General features: G+C 63.6%; 20 protein-coding genes. 15 read left to right on the top strand and 5 right to left on the bottom strand.

Annotation, left to right across the window (positions count from 1 at the left end; genetic code table 11):
- The first annotated feature begins 1 nt into the window (after position 1).
- The 6 genes from DZG09_RS10030 (at position 2) to DZG09_RS16880 (ending at position 6598) form a co-directional block, all read left to right on the top strand.
- The gene (locus tag DZG09_RS10030; protein ID WP_119697606.1) at positions 2 to 2155 is read left to right on the top strand and encodes a relaxase/mobilization nuclease domain-containing protein; all 2154 of its coding nucleotides are present in this window, start codon (positions 2 to 4) and stop codon (positions 2153 to 2155) included.
- Between the two features lie 230 nt (positions 2156 to 2385).
- A complete protein-coding gene (locus DZG09_RS10025) occupies positions 2386 to 2601 on the top strand; it encodes a hypothetical protein (protein ID WP_119697605.1) in 216 nt (71 codons plus the stop codon).
- Positions 2602 to 2728: 127 nt separating this feature from the next.
- The gene (locus DZG09_RS10020) at positions 2729 to 3652 is read left to right on the top strand and encodes a hypothetical protein (protein ID WP_119697604.1); all 924 of its coding nucleotides are present in this window, start codon (positions 2729 to 2731) and stop codon (positions 3650 to 3652) included.
- A 165-nt stretch (positions 3653 to 3817) separates the two neighbouring features.
- Complete coding sequence (locus DZG09_RS16610; RefSeq protein WP_162893270.1) at positions 3818 to 3994, top strand: hypothetical protein; 177 nt, start codon at positions 3818 to 3820, stop codon at positions 3992 to 3994.
- 131 nt (positions 3995 to 4125) lie between these two features.
- Positions 4126 to 5028 (top strand): Abi family protein, encoded by a 903-nt coding sequence (locus DZG09_RS10010; protein WP_240423920.1) that lies wholly within the window; start codon positions 4126 to 4128, stop codon positions 5026 to 5028.
- 340 nt (positions 5029 to 5368) lie between these two features.
- Positions 5369 to 6598: a TM2 domain-containing protein gene (locus DZG09_RS16880; protein ID WP_240423919.1), complete on the top strand. Its 1230-nt coding sequence runs from the start codon at positions 5369 to 5371 to the stop codon at positions 6596 to 6598.
- Positions 6599 to 6713: 115 nt separating this feature from the next.
- On the opposite strand, the gene DZG09_RS10000 is transcribed toward DZG09_RS16880, so the two are convergent.
- Entirely contained in the window at positions 6714 to 6986 is a 273-nt protein-coding gene (locus DZG09_RS10000) for a helix-turn-helix domain-containing protein (RefSeq protein WP_119697602.1), read from the bottom strand.
- 90 nt (positions 6987 to 7076) lie between these two features.
- Between DZG09_RS10000 and DZG09_RS09995 the strand changes: the two genes are divergently transcribed.
- The 4 genes from DZG09_RS09995 to DZG09_RS09980 all read left to right on the top strand — a co-directional run bounded on the left by DZG09_RS09995 (position 7077) and on the right by DZG09_RS09980 (position 9629).
- Positions 7077 to 7535, top strand: a complete 459-nt coding sequence (locus tag DZG09_RS09995; protein WP_119697601.1) for a prevent-host-death protein — start codon at positions 7077 to 7079, stop codon at positions 7533 to 7535.
- 2 nt (positions 7536 to 7537) lie between these two features.
- Entirely contained in the window at positions 7538 to 7888 is a 351-nt protein-coding gene (locus DZG09_RS09990) for a hypothetical protein (RefSeq protein WP_119697600.1), read from the top strand.
- Positions 7889 to 8019: 131 nt separating this feature from the next.
- Positions 8020 to 8562 (top strand): DUF1643 domain-containing protein, encoded by a 543-nt coding sequence (locus tag DZG09_RS09985; protein WP_162893269.1) that lies wholly within the window; start codon positions 8020 to 8022, stop codon positions 8560 to 8562.
- A gap of 413 nt (positions 8563 to 8975) precedes the next feature.
- Positions 8976 to 9629, top strand: a complete 654-nt coding sequence (locus DZG09_RS09980; protein WP_119697598.1) for a hypothetical protein — start codon at positions 8976 to 8978, stop codon at positions 9627 to 9629.
- A gap of 489 nt (positions 9630 to 10118) precedes the next feature.
- Here DZG09_RS09980 and DZG09_RS09975 read toward each other — a convergent pair whose 3' ends face one another.
- Positions 10119 to 10580, bottom strand: a complete 462-nt coding sequence (locus tag DZG09_RS09975; RefSeq protein WP_162893267.1) for a hypothetical protein — start codon at positions 10578 to 10580, stop codon at positions 10119 to 10121.
- A gap of 423 nt (positions 10581 to 11003) precedes the next feature.
- Between DZG09_RS09975 and DZG09_RS09970 the strand changes: the two genes are divergently transcribed.
- The 4 genes from DZG09_RS09970 (at position 11004) to DZG09_RS09955 (ending at position 15004) form a co-directional block, all read left to right on the top strand.
- Positions 11004 to 11387, top strand: a complete 384-nt coding sequence (locus tag DZG09_RS09970) for a hypothetical protein (protein ID WP_119697596.1) — start codon at positions 11004 to 11006, stop codon at positions 11385 to 11387.
- A 756-nt stretch (positions 11388 to 12143) separates the two neighbouring features.
- The gene (locus tag DZG09_RS09965; RefSeq protein ID WP_162893266.1) at positions 12144 to 13193 is read left to right on the top strand and encodes a HeH/LEM domain-containing protein; all 1050 of its coding nucleotides are present in this window, start codon (positions 12144 to 12146) and stop codon (positions 13191 to 13193) included.
- A gap of 153 nt (positions 13194 to 13346) precedes the next feature.
- Positions 13347 to 14468: a helix-turn-helix domain-containing protein gene (locus DZG09_RS09960; protein ID WP_119697594.1), complete on the top strand. Its 1122-nt coding sequence runs from the start codon at positions 13347 to 13349 to the stop codon at positions 14466 to 14468.
- A 71-nt stretch (positions 14469 to 14539) separates the two neighbouring features.
- On the top strand, positions 14540 to 15004 hold the full coding sequence (locus tag DZG09_RS09955) for a PIN domain-containing protein (protein ID WP_119697971.1): 465 nt from the start codon (positions 14540 to 14542) through the stop codon (positions 15002 to 15004).
- Here DZG09_RS09955 and DZG09_RS09950 read toward each other — a convergent pair.
- Both DZG09_RS09950 and DZG09_RS09945 read right to left on the bottom strand, forming a co-directional pair.
- Positions 15001 to 15864, bottom strand: a complete 864-nt coding sequence (locus tag DZG09_RS09950; protein WP_162893265.1) for a restriction endonuclease — start codon at positions 15862 to 15864, stop codon at positions 15001 to 15003. The two genes, DZG09_RS09955 and DZG09_RS09950, sit on opposite strands and share 4 nt — an antisense overlap.
- Before the next feature lie 430 nt (positions 15865 to 16294).
- Positions 16295 to 17209, bottom strand: a complete 915-nt coding sequence (locus tag DZG09_RS09945; RefSeq protein ID WP_205529140.1) for a hypothetical protein — start codon at positions 17207 to 17209, stop codon at positions 16295 to 16297.
- A 31-nt stretch (positions 17210 to 17240) separates the two neighbouring features.
- Here DZG09_RS09945 and DZG09_RS16605 point away from each other — a divergent pair, with 31 nt between their 5' ends.
- Positions 17241 to 17702 (top strand): hypothetical protein, encoded by a 462-nt coding sequence (locus DZG09_RS16605; protein WP_162893264.1) that lies wholly within the window; start codon positions 17241 to 17243, stop codon positions 17700 to 17702.
- A gap of 197 nt (positions 17703 to 17899) precedes the next feature.
- Here DZG09_RS16605 and DZG09_RS09935 read toward each other — a convergent pair whose 3' ends face one another.
- A complete protein-coding gene (locus DZG09_RS09935; RefSeq protein WP_119697591.1) occupies positions 17900 to 18238 on the bottom strand; it encodes a histone-like nucleoid-structuring protein Lsr2 in 339 nt (112 codons plus the stop codon).
- Between the last annotated feature and the right edge of the window lie 105 nt (positions 18239 to 18343).

Raw genomic sequence — 18343 nt, 5'->3', positions numbered from 1 at the left:
CATGGCGACCATCTCGGCGCAGTCGACGCGGTCCTCGGGCCGGGCACAGAGCTACGGCAAGAAGGGGCCCGTGATGATCTCGGCCGTCGGCGCACCGGTGCCGCTGTTCGAGCAGCGTCTCCGCGAGATCCGCATCGTGCACGGCAAGGACGGTATGCGCCCGGTGCCGGTCCACGACGACGGACGGATCGTTCGAGACCAGCACGGCCAACCGGTCGCGAAGAAGGACGCCCAGGGGCGCACCGTGTACGAGTCACGCTACGTGCAGGCCTATTCGCTCGTGCAGAGCTTCGGCCCCGACGCGCTCGACCCCGACGATCCGGACTCGTGGACACGCGCACAGGAGTTGGGCCGTGCCGTCGCCGAGGAGCACTTCCCCGGCCATCCGGTGCTGATCGCCACGGAGGTCAGCGGACGCAGCGGATGCGTGCACAACCACCTCATCGTCGGCGCGATCCATGCGGAGACCGGGAAGAGTATCGACTCCAACCTCGTCACGCACTCCCGCCTCGCGCTCGCGCACGACCGCATCCTCGCCGAGCACGGCTTCCACCAGCGCGACGATATGCGCGACATCGCTGCAGACGCACGGCAGCGCATCGACGACGCGCGCGCTCACACCGTGGCGAACATGCCGACGGGTCTGAGCGAGAACCAGTGCCGGCGCAGGCTCACGGCAGCCGAGAACACGGTGAAGCTGCAGGGCGGCACCGGCCAGCACGTCTCCCAGCAGCGCGAGGACAGGCGGCAGCGCGAGTACGAGCGCTACGTGCTGAACGAGCAGCAGCGGGACGCGGCCGTGGCCATAGGCATCGAACCGGAACCAGAGCGCTTCAGCGAGGTCGTGCTCGAATCGCGCATCAGGGAAGCGCTCGAGGATCCGCGCGCGACGTCATGGGAGGCACTCGCAGAGATCGCTCCCGAGCACGGCGCGACGATCACCCCGCGCGGCCGCGACGTCAGCTACGGCATGATGCTCGCCCGGCCCGACGGCACGATCGCCGCTCCCGCCCGCGCGCACATCCGCCGCGGCGGCGTCGAAGGCTCGGGCAAGGGTCTCGGTGCCGGATTCCGGCGGAGCGACGTCGAAGACGTGATGGCCGCGCACCGTCACAGTCTCGACAAGCACGCTGACCCATTCGCGATGGACCTGAACTGGATCGACGAGTACCAGTCGCAGCCGCGCGAACCGAAGCTCGTCGCAATCGACCGCGAACTCAAGGACATCGCCACACGCCCCACCGAATACGACGACACGATCGAGCGCATGCTCGCCAAGCGACAGTCGCCCGCTGATGCACGTGGCGCACCCGCTCGCAAGCCTGCTGCGGACAAATCGATCCCCGCCGCCGCGGACGCGCCGCGCCGGAACTTCGACGAGCAGATCCGCGCTGCCGACGATCACATCGAGCATCTGCGGCAGCGCCTCGCTCCCGACCAGCCCGCCCCTGTGCTGAGCGACACCGCGAGACACAACCAGAACGCGGCCGCCGAGCGCGACGATCCCACCCCCATTGACGATGACGAGCCCGACGCACCCGCGTTCCGCTCGCGGCTGCGCGGCGTGAAGGCGACGACTCCGCGGGTGCAACAGCGCATCGACGGTGTCGCCCAACTCGAGGAGGACTATCAGAATCGGACGCCCGACGCCGCGTTCGAGCGCCGCATCCTCGACAACGACGACATCGGTGGCGTCAACACTCAGTTCCTGCAGCAGTACGGCGAGCACCTCTCGCCGGAGCTCTACGAGACGCTGACGTTGAGAGTGGAGGCTCTGATGGTCCGCGACGACGCCTTCACACGGGCGAAAGCGTCGTTCAAAGGCCGCCTAGCGATGCGGGAGGAGTACGACAGGATACGCACGAGCGGGGAGAGGCACGACCCGATCGGATGGCGTGACAACGCGCGCGCCAGGGACGTGCGGGAAAGGCTCAAGAGCGCCGACCGCAAGTTCGGCAAGCGCCACGAACGGCACAAGGAGCTGCGAGACCTGGTCGACGAGGCGCGCTACGGCGACGCCGTCGGCGCGGCCCACGCCTACCGCGAGACGGATCGCCAGCAGGCGGCGTCGAAACGGGCGGCCGCAAAGGAGTTCGACGCGGACGTCGGCAAGGCCGCTCACGTCCCCGACCGAAGCGCCGGAATGGAGTTGTGAGGGGGTGACGACGATGACAACACCGAGTGCCTACCCGGTTTGGCTGGAACGACGTACCGCCGAGGCCGAGCGCGACGACACGCTCGTCAACGCACGGTTGATGGTCGGGCGCGAGGCGAGCCACCACCACTGGACCGCGCCCGACCGTGCGGAGGTGAAACGTCCCACCGCACGTGAGCAGTGCCGGCCCTGCACGTAGCCCGGACAGGCACAACGAGAGGAGAACGGGGATGAAACGGAAGGTCGACCGCCAGAAGGTCGACCGCCAGAAGGTCGACCGGATGCGGCGGCTCCTTGCCAAGGAGAACGAGCGGGCTGTCGTGCATCGCTTCGGCGAAGACGCGCTGCGATCGGGGCAGCGGGCTGTGGCGCGCGACAGAGGTCTGGCTCGAGGACATGGCGGCGACCTGGGAAGAGGACTGAACTCTCCCCTGGCGCTTTCGTGAGTCGCAGGCTTCGGCCGACGAACTCCGATTCGATGACCTGAACCAGGTCTTGAGATCAGCGGATGTCGGGAGTCCGGACTAGCCTGCCCACAGGCCAGCGGAAGACACTCGGGAGGTAGAGAGAACCATGACGCAGTACGCCGATACACACGTTTTCCATGGCTATTCGGAGTGGAGCGTGAACGACGAGTCGTCCATCGACGATGCTACCGCCATCCAACGTCGGCTTCACTTGGATCCCGACCCCATCCTCTTGTGGAATCGCCTCTCGAAACCGCCCGTCAAACCCACGAGCCAGCTCGGGACTGATGACCAGACGATGCGGTGGCTTAACGTGAGCCAGGGCGTGAACTACGCATTCACTCAGGCCGCCGATGCCCTCACCGCACTCCGCGCGCTGTACCCCGAAGATCGCTCTCGGCCCGAGCCTTTCTCTGCGCACTACGCGGTAGCGCGGAGCGGACTCGAATCGGCCTCCCTCGCCCTTTGGATACTCGGACCCGACGATCCGAGGCACCGACTCGAGCGGCATATGAGGAACATCATCCGAGAGGTGAATGAAGAGGACAGCTACTTCAAGCACGCGACTTCAATGGGCAGGGAACTCTACCCCGAAACGTTCACCGGGTCCAAGACCGACAAAGTTCGCAAGTCACAGAAGAAGTGGCGAGCCGCGCGCCGCAAGCTACTGACACAGGTGAGCGAAGAACTCGGGATCAAGCTGAACTTCGACTCGAACGTGGGCTTCGCAACAATCGTTCGAGAAGCTGGAGAGCACACCCGAATGCCGGGTGCGACCGCAGAATTCTGCTGGCGCGCGATCAGCGGACTGTCACACCCCTCCCTGTCGCGGGGCATGTCGGCCCATAACGTCACCATCACCCGGGACGTACCCGATAGCCCTACCGTAACCGCCGTTGTGACGAACAAGTCGGACATGTCGCGAACCGCGATCGAGACGTTCGCGATGCACTTCCGCCAGGCTCTCGAGCTGTTCAGACAACGGAAATTGACGCCTTCATCGGCTGACGTCCCTGCCGGGGCTGTTTGATTGATTGACGCCCTCCCTATTCGCGAAGCGGGAGGATCCTGATCGTGAGCCCGCGAAGGTCTCCTATCCAGGCACGAGAGGAAGTCACATGAGTCGGACCAGACCCGCAACGACAAGCGTTTCCGCAGGTTCGAGGACCTCGAAGAGGATCTTCCCGACCTGCTGGTGAAGCTGCGCGGCAAGGCCACGCGCACACAGGTCGCGGCGATCGCCGGCGTGCGCCCGATCCGCCTCAAAGAGCTCGAAGAGGGAACGGCGCATCCTGAGAATCTGCGTACGCTGGCGAAGGTGATGCGGGCCTACCGGGTCCGACTTGGTGCGGCGCTGCCGGCTGGACGCTGAGATCATCCGGCAGACAGGGTCTCGCCGCCTTGCTGAGATGTGCGCTAGAGCGTATAGTGTCATACACAACAACCGGTTCCGCCTCCTTCGGGAGGTCCAGGGCCGGTTCTCATTCTTTCTGGGTGGTCCACGTGGGCGAAGCTGTCAAGCGGCACACCTCGTATGCGGAGCAGGTCCAACGCCTTGTCGATCGAGGCATGGACGTCGGAGACGAAGACGATGCAGTGGCATTGCTGCAACGGGTCAGCTACTACCGTCTCAGCGGGTACTGGTACCCGTTTCGCCAATTCAGCGATGACGGTCGCAGCAGTACGTTCAGGCCGGGCACACGTTTGAGCGATGTCAAGGCACTGTATGACTTCGATGTTCAGCTTCGCGCTGCGACGTTCGCCGAGCTCTCCCGCATCGAGACCTTCGTCAGATCTCGGCTCGGCCATGAGCTCGGTCGAATCGATCCCTGCGTGCATCTTATGCCGGACAAGCTCGGTACGGAAGCAAGCAAACATTATGCGAAGTGGCTGCGGGGGTACGAGAAGGAGTTGGACAAGTCTCGCGCAGACTTCGTCGTTCATCACAAGGAGAACTACGACGGACGGCTTCCCGTGTGGGTGGCTGTGGAGCTATTGGACTGGGGAAGTCTTGCGTGGCTGTTCAGCATTTCTCCGCGCACGGTACAGGACTCGGTCGCCGGTGACTGTGGGCTCCGAGCCCCACAGCTGGGCGACTGGCTTCGAAAACTGAATCTGGTGCGCAACACCTGTGCGCACCAGGGTCGACTCTTCAATCGTGTCCATGGACGCCCCAAGCTCCCCGGTCTGGGCGTGCATCCTGATCTGGATGCGGCGACGTCGCAATGGCAGCGCACGTTCGCTCAACTCACCCTGGTGCAGTTTCTGCTCGATCGGTTCGGCCTGGGGCGGCGAACCATGCTTCCCGCTGTCCTCCGGAGATTCCCCGAGGTTCAGTTTGTGACGATGGCGAATCTTGGTGCGCCGCCCATGTGGGACCGTGATAGTCGACTGTGGGGCCCGTGACCACCGCAGTCTTCTAGGCACGCGCTTCCCTACGGGTCCCACACCAGGGAGCCGCGTAGCTCGCCGCCGACTGGATGCGGCACCTCGGAGTCCACGACGCGCGAGTAACGCAGTACTCGTGTGACGGCGGGGGCGACGTGTCCAGCGCACGTATCATCACCCAGGTGAAGAATCTCGCTCCCGGCCCCTCGGTTCCCGTCGCGCAGGTCCGTGAGCTCGCCGGCGTCGCTCCGCATCACGTCAGCTTGGTCCGGACCGTGGGCACCGCTGTAGGGTGTAGCGCAGAATGCTGGTCGCACCCGCTGACAGGGCGAGTCGCGCAGGTCTCTGGAGGAAGCTGATGCCGAAATGGTTCTCCGTCCGTCTGCCGGGCGTTTCGAGCTGGACGGCACACAGCGAATACTGGCGATCAGCGATCGTCGACGAAGCGAGAAAATTCGACTCATCCGCATTCACCGGAAGAAACCTCATGCGTGTGTTCAATGCCCTGCACACGCAGCGCGGAGTCGTCCTGGAGCCGGTGATGGTCCTCATCGACGTCCCGCGGGAACGCGTTGTTCTGGCCGCGTTCCCTGGCTTCTTCGGGGACACGATCGGCAACGGAGTCCCGGTCCCCACTCTCGAGCAGAATGCGGCCGGGGAGAACGTTCACGGTGTGCAGTTCGTGGGCGCAGACGACAACCTACGCAATGCGGCCGCGGCCGCTGAGCGGCGCGTCGCCGATGAGAACAATCTCCACAGTCTGAGGATCGAAGGCCCGGATGACCGGAAGTGGAACGTCTATCTGAAGCAGCTTTCCGCACAGCCGAGCGATTTCTTGGAGGCGGACGGCCACACCCTGACCCAGTCTGGCGCTCATCGAATGGCCGTTTTCGTGCGCGGCGTCGTCCTTGCCTGTCGGGAATGGCTCCGGGAGCAGTCCCGAACAGAGCTCAGCGCACTCGACGTCCAGGTCACGAAGTCCTCCCCGACAAAGGGGCCGATCTTGCAGGAGTCGCTCGCCCCTGCAGGCACGAAGTCACCTCAGCCGACACCGCCCGGCGGTGCCGGACGCACCGGGAAGACCGGCGCGACCCGGGCAAACGCCCCGCCCGAGCCAGGCCCGGGATGGTATCAGAACCACGACGGAGATGAGCAATGGTGGGACGGTAGTCAGTGGGGGCCCTACCCTCCGCCTCCGAGAGTGCAGACCGTGTATACGGTCCCTCATCCTGAGTCGAAGAGCCTCGCGGTGGCATACCTGCTGTTCTTCTCACTCGGCTGGTTCGGCGCTCACCGTTTCTACATGGGGAACATCGGACACGGCGTGGGCATCTTGCTCACAGGACTCGCTACATGTGCATTCGGGATAGCCGCAGTCGCTGAAGGCCTGAACGATGTTTCTGGCGACGGCGTCCCCATGTTGACGTCCGCGACTACCGGAGTAACGATTGTCCTTTCGATACTGATGATCATGTTCTTGGTGCCTGAACTCTTCGCATTGCCACGCGACGTTGTCGACCACAACGCACCGCTCATGACGCGCACGCTACGGACTCACCGCCGTCATCGACGGCGCGAGGATGTGTGAACCGGCTGACGCCAAGGCACACACGTTGGCCGCGACGCGGTTCACCACCGACGTCGGCGCTGAGCAGCAACGCATCGGCTGAGTCGCGTGCGACGAAGACCCGACGCCGACCATGTCACCTCGCGTCGGGAGCCTTCCTCGCCCGCGGTGCCAGCATCTCGGAGGTCACCTCGGCCAGCAATTCGCCAGGATCGACCTCGAGCGCATCGGCGATGCGCACCAGAGACGGCACCGCCAGAAGCGATCGCCCGGTTTCGTAGGAGCGAATGTTCGACGAGTTGATGCTCGTGGCCACGGCCAACTGATCCTGGCTGAGACCGCGTCGGATGCGCGCGGCACGGATGTTCTCGCCGATGCGCACGGCGGCGGGGGACGTGATGCGGGCCATGCAGGAATCATGTCACAGGACACGGGTCTAAGTGCCCGGCTTCACCGATGGCATCTGAATTCCGAACACATTCCGAATAGAATCACTCCTATGACAGCAACCGCATCCCTGCCCCGGGCTACCCGGCGTTCCTCGGATTTGAGCAAGCACTCGGCCGACGTGTTCGCCGAAGCGGAAGACCACCCGGTCACCATCACCCGACGTGACGGCGAAAACCTGGTGCTCATGTCCCAGCGCGATGCAGACGGACGCTCCCGGCTGCTGGGGCTGGCCGCACAGCTGATCACCGTCACACTCGACGACAACGGCACCCTCGCCGAGCGCATGTCCCGCGTCTTCCCGTGGATGCTCGCCCTCTCGAACGAGGACCGCAAGGCCTGCGCCCAGGACCTCGTCGATGCCGCACGCGCGTCGTTCTCCACGGACCAGCCGCACCGGGCTCTCGCGGAGCTCGTGTCGTGGCAGGAGACGGCCACCGCTGTCGCTGCCGGCCTCGGCGACACTGACCTCGAATGGATCGAGGACGCCGATCCGGTAGAGCGCCCGTAGTCGTGGCATCCGCCAAGGGAGACAACCTCGTCCCGCGTCCAGCGAAGAAGACGGAGTACACGATCCGATTCGCAACCACGCAGGCGCGCAAGGGCTGGAACGACCTGATTGCGACGAGGCGCAACCCCATGGCGGAGACCTGGGATTTCCTCACCAGGACACCGCTCGATGTGACGCCGACGAACTGCCCCCTCAAAGGTGAGCTCGCGACGTTATCACGCAACGGATCTACCCATCAGCGTTGGCAGCACAAGCCGACCGCTGGAGGCACGGCACGGATCTGGTTCTACGTCAACGAGCGCAGCGTTTACATCGAACAGGTGCACACGCACCATCCCCACGAGACGAAGTAGGGGCGTCCCCGATGGAGGGACGGTGTTCCATCGCCGAAGCGCACTGTCGCCCGGGGTGCTCCTCATCGAAATGGCACCAACACCGATCGGGCCGGCTCGCCGAACAACACCAGACGCATAGAGTGGCCGTCATGAGCGCGACCGCTGATCACAAGTGGATCTATGAGCCCAGCAGCGATGACACAGCCCGTTTCGTGCTCGGCACCGTCGGCGAGAACCCGCTGATCTGCGTCGGAGTCAACCCCAGCACCGCCAAGCCCGGCGAGCCGGACCGGACCGTGACACGCGTGGCAAACTTCGCCGCGACCAACGGCTACGACAGTTGGATCATGCTCAACGTCTACCCGCTCCGCGCGACGAATCCTGACGACCTTCCACGCGTAGCCGACAAGCAGCTGATGGCCGCCAACGTCGATCGCATCCGGGCGCTGATCGATGATCGTCCTCTGACACTCCTCGCAGCGTGGGGGAACCTGATCACGTCACGTACCTACCTCCGAGACACACTGGATGAGATCCAGCAGGTCACTGCCGCGGCGGGCTGCTCGTGGGTGACGCTCGGGGAGCCGACGAAGATGAACCACCCGCGGCATCCGTCGAGGCGCGCAGCGAACACCCCGCTCCTGCCATTCGACATCGACCGCTACCGCCGAGAGACCCTGCGAACCGCATAGCGCGCGACGGTCATTCACTGGTCTTTCATGGTCTCGTCGAGGCGCTGGGAAGACCACACCGACACTGGCGCGCGAACAACGGTCCCCGCATGGTCTCGCTCTGGGCTCACAGCAGCCCGCTAAAATGATCGCCCGAACACAGCCACTCGTGCTCGTCGCGACATGCCCTTCCCGCCTGACTGTGGTCGGGCGGGAGACGACCTTCCTAGGTCAAAGTCGAACTGACGGATCGTTCGCGACGTCCGTCAGTTCGACGCGGACGTTGAAACCTACTCGGATATCCTCGGCCGGATGAAGGACGTCTATAACAAGATCCGTACCGCCAGCTGTCAATCAACGGAGGTATGTACGCTGTTCATACGTCGGATCGCCTCGAAGAGTAGTGAGCGCCTGTGAGTGAACGTGTGCCACGAGTGAAACGCCGGTTCAAGACCGCCGCGCTGATCATGTTCCTCTCTGGTCACGCTCTCGTCTGGCCGGCCCTGGTTTTTTACCTCGTTCACGCGACCGAGGAGAGGTTATACGGGTTGCCGATGCTGCTGGGGCCTTTCTTCCTCTTGCCGAGCAACTGGCTGACGATCGGGTTCGTCCTCGCGTGTCTCTGCTTCGTCGCCTCAATTGCACTGAAGAACTTCGATGTGACGCGATCTCGACGTGACCAGCATCGAACCGGGGCAGCCACCTGGGCGGGGCGGGTGCTGTTGTCGATCATCACGTGCGGCGTCATGATTGTCGCGCTGTTCCATGTCGCACTCAGCATCGTCTTCCCCACGGGGTTCCAGCGGCTCGCACCGTCGAGCGAGGGCGGCTGTCAGGTCGTCCTCGAGACGCGCACCGCAGCGGCGAGTCAGAACGGACGTGTACTTCTGCAGCCACCGTCCGCGAACAGCCTCATCGAAACCGGTATCACGTGGTCCTACGATGACGGACAACTCATCGACCCTGACTGGGCAGTCTCGTGGACCGACGAATCAGCCACCCTCCACGCCCCTGAAGGTGTTTTCGGGTCTGACGAGCCCGCGACAACCTCTGAGGACAATCGCGCCGTATCCTTCGACTGCCGGTGACCTGCGGGCTTTCAGCGAGAGTTGACAGCCCCCAAGGGCAACGTATCGGTGCGACGAAGCCGAGCTTCGGGTCAGCACCGTCGACTCGTAAGCCCCCACGATAAAGCGCCGCTGCGGCACCAGACGAGGCGCGCAGCGGTACTTCGCCAGTCATTCTGTATGGCCCGATGACGCTAAGAGACTCTGCGGACCGCAAAGCGTTTCGGGTCGCTTCATGGGCCCGTCGAGATCTTGAGCAGACCACGCGGACGCTCGTGTGGAATCGTCCACGCGGTGAGCCCGCTGGCGGCATTCGTCGCCGACCGACGCCGCGGACGGAAACGCTCCGCCAGCAACAGGTAGGTTCCCGCCCGGTGTGGCGAGTTCGCAACCGGTATCGACGAACACAACGCCATCCCGGCCGACCTGCTGATGGCCAACGTGGCGTCGATCATCGATGCCGTCAGGCAGTGTGCCTCCGCGGGGCGCACGCGCGGAAGAGCTCGGGACTCAGCGTGGGGTCAGCGCCCATTGCGGCGCATCCAGGTCGCACGCATCCGGAAGGACGGCACTTCCGAATGAGGGAGAAGCCTCCGCGCCGCCGAGCTTCACTTCCGCCCCCAGCGCGAACGTCTCAGAACCGTGCCTGATCGTCTCATCGGACCACGACGTCGTCGCTTCGTCGAAGACGGGGAGCCAGCGTTCACCGTCCTGAGAGGTGACGTAGATACAGCCATCTTGCTCGGTCATGGTCCCCATGAGTCCGGCCGCGAAGCCGCCGTTCTCGGCTCCGGCGCTCTCATAGACCGCGAACTCGCCTGGCGGTTCCGTATCAGGCTCCGCACATGACGCGAGCACTCCCACCGTCGCCGCTGCGACCGTCGCAATGACGATCGACCACCTTCCCGTGCGAGTCATCGCAGCGTCACGTTGAGGATCGAGATGTAATGAATCTTTGAGCAGGCATTCCACGCTCCCGCCTCGCAATCAAACAGCGCGCGGTGTCACGCGCTGACCTGACGACACTCGGGCGCGATTGGTGCGGTGAGCTACCCGGGCTCTACTGAAGTTCTGTCTTTGCGTGCGCGAGCACCGAGCTTCGGCCCACCACTGGTGGCTATGCGCAGTGGAGCGGGCGCAGTTGGAAGTGTATCGCGCCAGTGATGCAGAAGCGTATCTTGACGAAGCGGGGAAAATGGCCGCACATGTGGGGAATTTCCACGTTCGTGGAATCAGAGTACCGATGGCGACCACCAGGAGACCATCAACGTCAAGGACGATTGGCGGGAGGGTGTTGTCGACATTGTCCGTGACAGCGACTTCTCCGCAAGCACATTCGATGTCGTCACGGACGGTTGCTGGACAGCAGGGGCTTGCATAGTAAAGTGTCTGGTCATGGACAAGCGCAAAGTCGCGGGACAGTGGGGGTTCTGGCTCCTGGGCGCGCTGGCCCCCTTCGTGATCGCGGTGGCCTGGGTGTTCTTCACTGTATGGCAAAGCGGGATGCTCGATGACTACTGCATCAACATCCGAGACGATCGCGTAGACAGCGGGATCTGGTTCAGCGTCATGCCACTCCTTATCTTCCACGCTGCGATGTTGCTTGCCATGTGGGTCGTCGCATTGGTCGCGTTTAGAAGAAAGTCAACAGCGACGTGGGTCACTCTCGTTGTACTCTTCGTCGCGAGCCTGATCGCTCTCGGAATGGCGCAGTTGCTGTTCCACGGCGAAGTCTTCGCCTTCTATACAGACAGGCCCACCACCTGCATGACAAGTTAGCTTTCGAGAGCGACGTCGCAGGCAACTCGCTCATCGCCTCGGCTGGTTGCGCTGAGAGAAGATCCACCCACTTCGCCGGTTGCTGCACGGTCATGCGCATCGGGAGCGAAGGAGAAGAAGACAGCGGTCAGCATGAGAATGAGATTCTCGGCAGCGCTTGGGACCTCTGCACGGATAGGTGACAGTTCTCGTCACCTATCTCCCCAAGTAGGCAAGATCCTGACAACCTCGATGAGACAGGACACAATCCACTCCCACATCAGCGCGTCGCGGCGCGCCCTGTTCGTCCGGGTCCCTGGTAATGGCTCTTCTCGGGGCATGGAGAACGATGGATGTCGCGTGACGAGATCGGGACGGGACCGTCGCGATTATCTAGGCTGTGCCAGAGGATCTTTACGCGGGTGACGAGGAGTAGACATGGATCGGACCACACCACGAGATGCCGTGGAGTACGCTGCTGGACGAGGACTGCCGGAACGCCCGGTACTGCGGAGAGATTTCCCTCCGTATAGGCACATGCCGTGCGCCGATTTCAGCCCGTGGATCTCTTCGCGTCTCACTGAAAACGACAAGCCGGCGATCCGCGAGTTCATCCGACAGCGCTACGGCATGGTCGAAAAGGAGCAACTTCGCCCTATTGACGCGCCGTTGCGAGGGCTCATCGGTCTCACCGACGAAGCAGAGCGCACCCTCCGCACCGCACTTCTGCTGAGCGATGACTACACGTACATCGCTGCCGCAATGGCTCCGTTCGATGTGACGCTGGTCGACCCGGAAGCAACATCTGCTCGTTTCGAGCTGAAGATTATGAATCCCTATCTCAATACCTTCAACACCGATCCGTCTACGGATCCGGATTTCCGACCGAGCCCGGCCGACGTCGTTCCCACGACGAGCCCCGTCAAGGATCGAGCAGTCTTGGCGGCTCCTCTCGGAGTGAGATCGCATCTGGTGGACCTGGGAGTCCGTGACCGGACAGGTCGTCCAGGGCCGCCACATGTGTTCGCCGAGCATAATCCCACGAGGCTCACCGGATACGACCGAGAAGAGGGATTCCGCACTTTGGTCGACCTCGGAGTCCTCCGAGTGCTGGACGACCCCGCCGAGTCACGTCCGCACGCAGCCGAGCATCTCACGGTCGCCCAGTTGCGCGAGATGCTTCACGACTCTGGTGTGTCCGCCCCGACGCACGGGCGAAAACAGCAGTTCGTCGACTTAGCAGTCCAACACTGCGGAGCCCAACTCGACGCGGCGCATGACGTAAGTCCCATCTACGCGTTGTCCAGCGCCGGCGAGCAGATCATCGCCGAGTTCAGACAGCGTGTCACCGACACCTTCGCGATGTGGGCTACCTGGGTCGACCATGGCAGATGGTACGAGCGCAGTACCGCGACTGAGACGCCGCAACCGCAAGCCGCTCACCCGACGATGCTCAAGGTCGATGATCACCCTCACATCGTCAGCGCAGTCCGTCGCGCCCGCTCCGAGCAGATCGCCGAAGGTGACGCCTACGGCATGGGCGTCATGCTTCCTGCGAGGAATGGCATCGAACCGTTCGTCCAATGGACCATCACACCCAGTGGCGGGCTACTCCTGGCGCAAGACCTCGAGGTGCAACCCGCCGGTCTTCCTGGAGCCATCGCCGAGTTGGAGAGCAGAGGCTTCCAGCAGAACGGCTGGGGCTTCTACGAGGCCCCAGAGAGATCCGTCTCCTGGGCGAGTGAGGATGACGCTGTGGCCTACCTCGTGGAACTGCTCCGCCTGATCGGGGCAGATGACGACACTGCGCTCACGGTGTATCCGTAAACCTCCGTAGCGATCAAGTGAATCCCTCTTCTCGGGGCATGGAGAACGATGGATGTCGCGTGACGAGATCAGAAGGGAAGCAGCGCACGCCAACTCCACGCTCGTACCGCCTCGAGGCCTACCCACCGAGGTCAGTGTGCGAGAATCGCACACATGGAGGAATTGACGTCGGCCGAACTCGGTGCGCGCATCCGTGACGCCCGAGACCGGCGCGGGTTGAACCAGTCCGAGCTCGGCGCACGTGTGCAGATGGATCGCACGGTGGTGAACAAGATCGAAGCCGGTATCCGGAAGGTGTCGGCACTCGAGCTCTCACAGTTCGCGGAAGCGCTCGGCGTTCGGATGGCGTCGTTCTTCACCGATCCCGTTCCCGCGATCGTCTCGCATCGCTCGTCGCAGGGGACGGACGTGGTCGACTCCCAGATCGATGCACTGCTGGATCAGCTCGTCGTCGATGTCGAACTCGTGCAGGACCTCGGCGGGCTCGACCGTCGCGACGCACCGGACGCGCTGATGGAGATGCCCACTTCCTACGCGGAAGCCGAGTCGATGGCACAGCGTGCGCGGAAAATCGTGGATCTCGACAACGACACCCATGCGAATGATCTGCAGCGACTCTTCGAGGCCGCCGGTCTGTTGGTGTTCTCCCGCGACCTCGGCACCGACACCGCGGATGCCGGCACCGTCCTGCTGCGGGACGGAACGGGGGTGTCGATCGTCAACAGCACGCAGAAGGTGGGCCGTCGCCGGCTCGCCGCTGCGCACGAGTTCGGACACTTCCTCGTCGCGGACGAGTACTCGATCGACTGGAGAGTCACCGGTAACGACCTGCAGCAGACCGAAGCCCTCCTTGATCGATTCGCTCGGGCGTTCCTGCTCCCCGAGAAGGGGCTGCGCGCCGTGTGGGAGTCGCGCATGTCCGCCGACGACCTACGTGCTGCCGCCGTGGTCACTGCCAGCACGTTCCGTGTCGACATGGCCACGCTCGCCCGCCGGCTCACCGAACTTGATCTGGTGACCGGCGCTCAGGCCGGTCAGATCCGTGGGGTCCGAACAACCCGCACCGACATCATCGAGCACGATCTGCACGCGCACGACGACATGACGGGGACCACCCAGCCCCCCGTCTTCCAGAAAGCAGTTCTGCAACTGGTGCGGCGTGAGCTGATCTCTGAGGCTCGGGCGCTCGACCTGCTCTGGGGGACGGTGGGCGAAGACGAGCTGCCTGAGCCGCACATCCCGGAGAACGTCGACCTGTGGCAGTACGCGTCGTGACAGAGCCACGGCCGGGAATCGTATTCGACACCGGTCCGCTGCGTCACTTCGCGCTACAGGGATGGCTCGGCGTGCTGAAGCATCTGACGCGTGACCATCAGGTGTGGATCCCGGAGAGTGTCGAGGTCGAGCTCAAAGACCAGAGCCGGACCGATCCAGCCTTGGGGCTGGTGCTCGATGCCGACTGGATCACGGTCGACCGCAGCACCGATCAGGCCTTTCTGCAGGCGTTCGCCGAGTTCGAACAGCAGCTCGCGGTCGGAGAACGGAACCGAGGTGAGTGCGGGGTCCTGGCTCTCGGCAGAACCCGGGGCCACGAGCTCCTCATCGACGACGGGGTGGCTCACAACATCGCAAAACAGGCAGGCCTGAACAGCCGGCGTACGCTTGCGCTTCTCGTCGACGCCATCCACGAGAAGAAACTCACGGTGGCCATGGTCTCCGACCTCGCCGACGATCTCATCACCGGCGAATACCGCCTCCCCTTCCACAGAGGCGGATTCACCGAGTGGGCCGCCGAACAAGGACTGTTCTAGAGCCCGTTCTCCATCGCGTGCGTCCCGCGCAGATTCGCTCCCACGAGCTCGCCGTGGTGCACGTCGTAGCGGAACAGGGCGATGCCGGCGTTATCGGCGAAGTCGATCGCGCCACGCGCATACTGGCCGCTGGTGAAGAACAGCGCACGACGGCCATCGACACCGGCGACGCCGGCGAACTCACGCACCTCTCCGACACCGACCGTGCCGGTGTAGTGCTTCACCTGCGCGATGTAGTGCAGGCTCGTCACGTCCACGCCGCCGTCGCCGGAGTACTGGGTCGTCGCCGCATCGTCTTCGCCCAGATACCGCATCCACACCGCGACGATCTCTTCCGCGCCCTGCGGGCTGACACCGTAGGGCTGCGGCTGCGGGGCAGGAGCGCGAGATCTCCGGGCGGCGGTGCTGTCGCCCGGCTCAGGCGGCGTGTAGTTGCGGGCGGCGTTGCGTCGTTCGTCGATCGTGGCGAAGAAGGTTCGGACGACGACCTGCACGGCGTCGACACGGCGCTTCTCCGCCTCTGCTGTGTTCCTCTCGAAGCTCTTCACCACGCCGAGCGCCGAGAGCGCGAACACGAAGCTGATGCCGAGCCAAAGTACGAGCATCGGTGTGATTGCTTCATCGCCGACGACGAAACCTGTGATGAATACGACAAACCCGATGCAGAAAAGCAGAATCGTCGGAACCTTGCCGTGCGGCGCTTTGACAGGCACCGCTTTAACTGCCCACGACTCCGCCTGAGCCTTGGCGGCTGCGCTCAGCGTGTCCGCCGGATCCCAGACGTTGGGGTGATGAGCGGCAAGCTGCTCCCCGTAACGGATCGCAGGGATCCTCAACTCGTCATTCCATTGTTCTGCCACGGGCCCATCGTATGCAGGGGTCCGGACACGACAGCTTCTCCGGGAAAATGACAACAACTGGCTCTGCCGGACGTCGGCGTCACGGGTCTGCGTCACCCGACGGGTCAGCGTGCACGAACGGAATGTCGGTGGTTCGTATTGGGCTGCTGTCGACGACGTGCGAACAACGTGAGCAACAGGAGTAACGCGCAACTTCGTTTCCAGCGTTGCCAAGGAGGCGTCGTGTCGGAGCCGGTCCGCATCGTGTACCCCGAGGAGAGAGCGGTGCGCGCGGTAGATGAGCTTGCCGTGGCGTGCAAGACCGCGACCAGCTGACGGATCGTCCGTAGCGTCAAACTGCAATCTTCTGCTTCGCGATGGCCGAGATGCTCGGAGCGCAGATTCCCAGACAGGGTGAGCAGCCGACGCAGTACACATCAAAAGGAGCTGATCAGTGAGTCTTGTCCTCGCTGATCAGGTCAGACGAAGCGTGCTCGCTCTCCTGCGGATCGTCGTCGACTACTTCCTGCGTGACGATGTCGTCATCCTGCGGTCGGAGGTCAGGCTTGGTCAGCTCGAGGCTGGCGAGATGCTTCTGGAGTCGCTTCGCCATCGGCAAGAACGTGCCAAGCGTGACACCACCGGAGACAAGTCCCCCGATGACTGGGACGACCTTCGCGACACCGCTGGCAAATATCTGCGTGGTCATGCGCGCGCCGAGGTACGTAGCGACCTTCTTCACGATGGGGTAGATCGCCCCTTTAGTCAACGCTTGTTGAGGGAGCTTCTTCGCGACTTGCGCGGAGATCATGGTCGCGGCCTTCGTCACTCCGCTCTGGGCGAGGTGCGCGCCGAACATGACACCGATGAAGAGAACCAGCATGCCTTCGGTCGCCTCGTCCAGCTCCTCGCCCTCGTCAGCGAGCAGATCGGGCCAGCTGTAGATGTACGCGAGCTTCTGGACGATCCGAACCATGTGGCCCATGTACTGAGCGAGATCGGCAGGCACCGTGCCGATCATCGCGAGGCCACCGGGGATGCCGGCGACCGTCGAGATCCCGGTGACCTTCGCGGTTTCGTACTTGATCGAGGTGTTCGCCGCTTCCGTGATGATCTCGAAAGGGATGCCCGCAGCGGCAGGACTTCCCACAATGGCCTGTTCGATCTGCTCGTCGGTGCAGTGACGCTTGAGCGCATTGCGAAGATAGGCTGCTCGGTTGATCCGCACGCCCGGCAACCGGACCGCGGCTTCCAAAGCCTGGGAGAACTTGGACCCGCTGCGTTCGACCTCATCCTTAGCTGCCATAGCGCCCATGCTATTGGCAGGCTCCGACTTCGCCGTCGCACGACGAGGGTCGGCCTTCATCAGACAGTCCGAGTCGACGTCGGGTCGAACCATGAGCATCGCCCCCTTCGGATTCGAGCACAACAGCTCTTGCACGTGCGCTGAATGCGGTAGCGACTGCGAACCCGATCCGACGGTCAGTGCTGACCACGCTGGAGTACATCGCGGTCGTTTGCTTCGCGCACAAGGCCCAGAGCATCATCGACCCGTCCCGGAACGTGCAATGATCGGCGAGCTCTTCGCCATCAACGCGATCAACGTCACGAGGGCTGCGATCCGCGAAACGGAGCGCTCGTTCGAACTCGACGAACCGGTCGAGTTCGAACCGGTCGAGCAGAAGGAACGACTCGTCGTGCGCATTGCCGGCACTGCCGGAAGAGACCGTGACGTCGACGTCGACGAAGCGTCGATCCACGCGTGGCACGATGGGCACGACATCGACGTGAATCGGCTCGTGGTTGAGTTGGCGGCCAAGATCCGCATGGCGGCTCAAGACATGCTCATCGACTCCTGAATCGTCGACCGCACGACGCCGCGCCCTCCGGCGCAGTGATAGCCGTGCCGTCACTGCGCCGGAGGGCGCGGCGTCGCGTGCCGCTATGACCTCCGTACAGGACTTCAAAGCCGATAACACGCCACCAGACGCTCGGGCTGGAGAAGTCGGACGCCTGACGAACTCGCGAGACCGTCACGTGCCGTTCCGCAGATCGTCTACTGAACCGTGACAGCAGCCTCCTGGTACGCGCGCCAGATCCGGTATGGGATCCGCCCGCGATCTGCGATGGTGAAGCCCTGCCCCCGTGCCCACTCGCGGATCGCCGCACGCTCGCGATGGCGCATCGGCGGCACGACGCGCGCCGTCGGAGTCCGAGACGAGGTGGAAGTCGACTTCCGTCCCACCTGGAGATACGGCCGCAGCGTCTTCTCGAGCTCGACTCGCTCCGACTCTGTCGCGTCCAGCTCGTACCACGTGCCGTCGAATCCGACTCGTACCGACTCTGCCTCGTACTCTCCACTCAGGTCCGACACCACGATATAGCGCGTTGCCATGTGTACTCCTGTTCGCTCTTACCTCTCTTCAATGGACAGCGACGCAGCGGTCGCTCGGGTCTGTGGTGTGTGTCTTTCAGGCCGGTTATCTGCAGGGCCGGTTCA

Source organism: Microbacterium halotolerans (genome assembly GCF_003569805.1).
Lineage (GTDB): Bacteria > Actinomycetota > Actinomycetes > Actinomycetales > Microbacteriaceae > Microbacterium > Microbacterium halotolerans.
The sequence above is the reverse complement of the archived record's forward strand: the minus strand, read 5'-3'. Positions and strand labels throughout refer to the sequence as shown.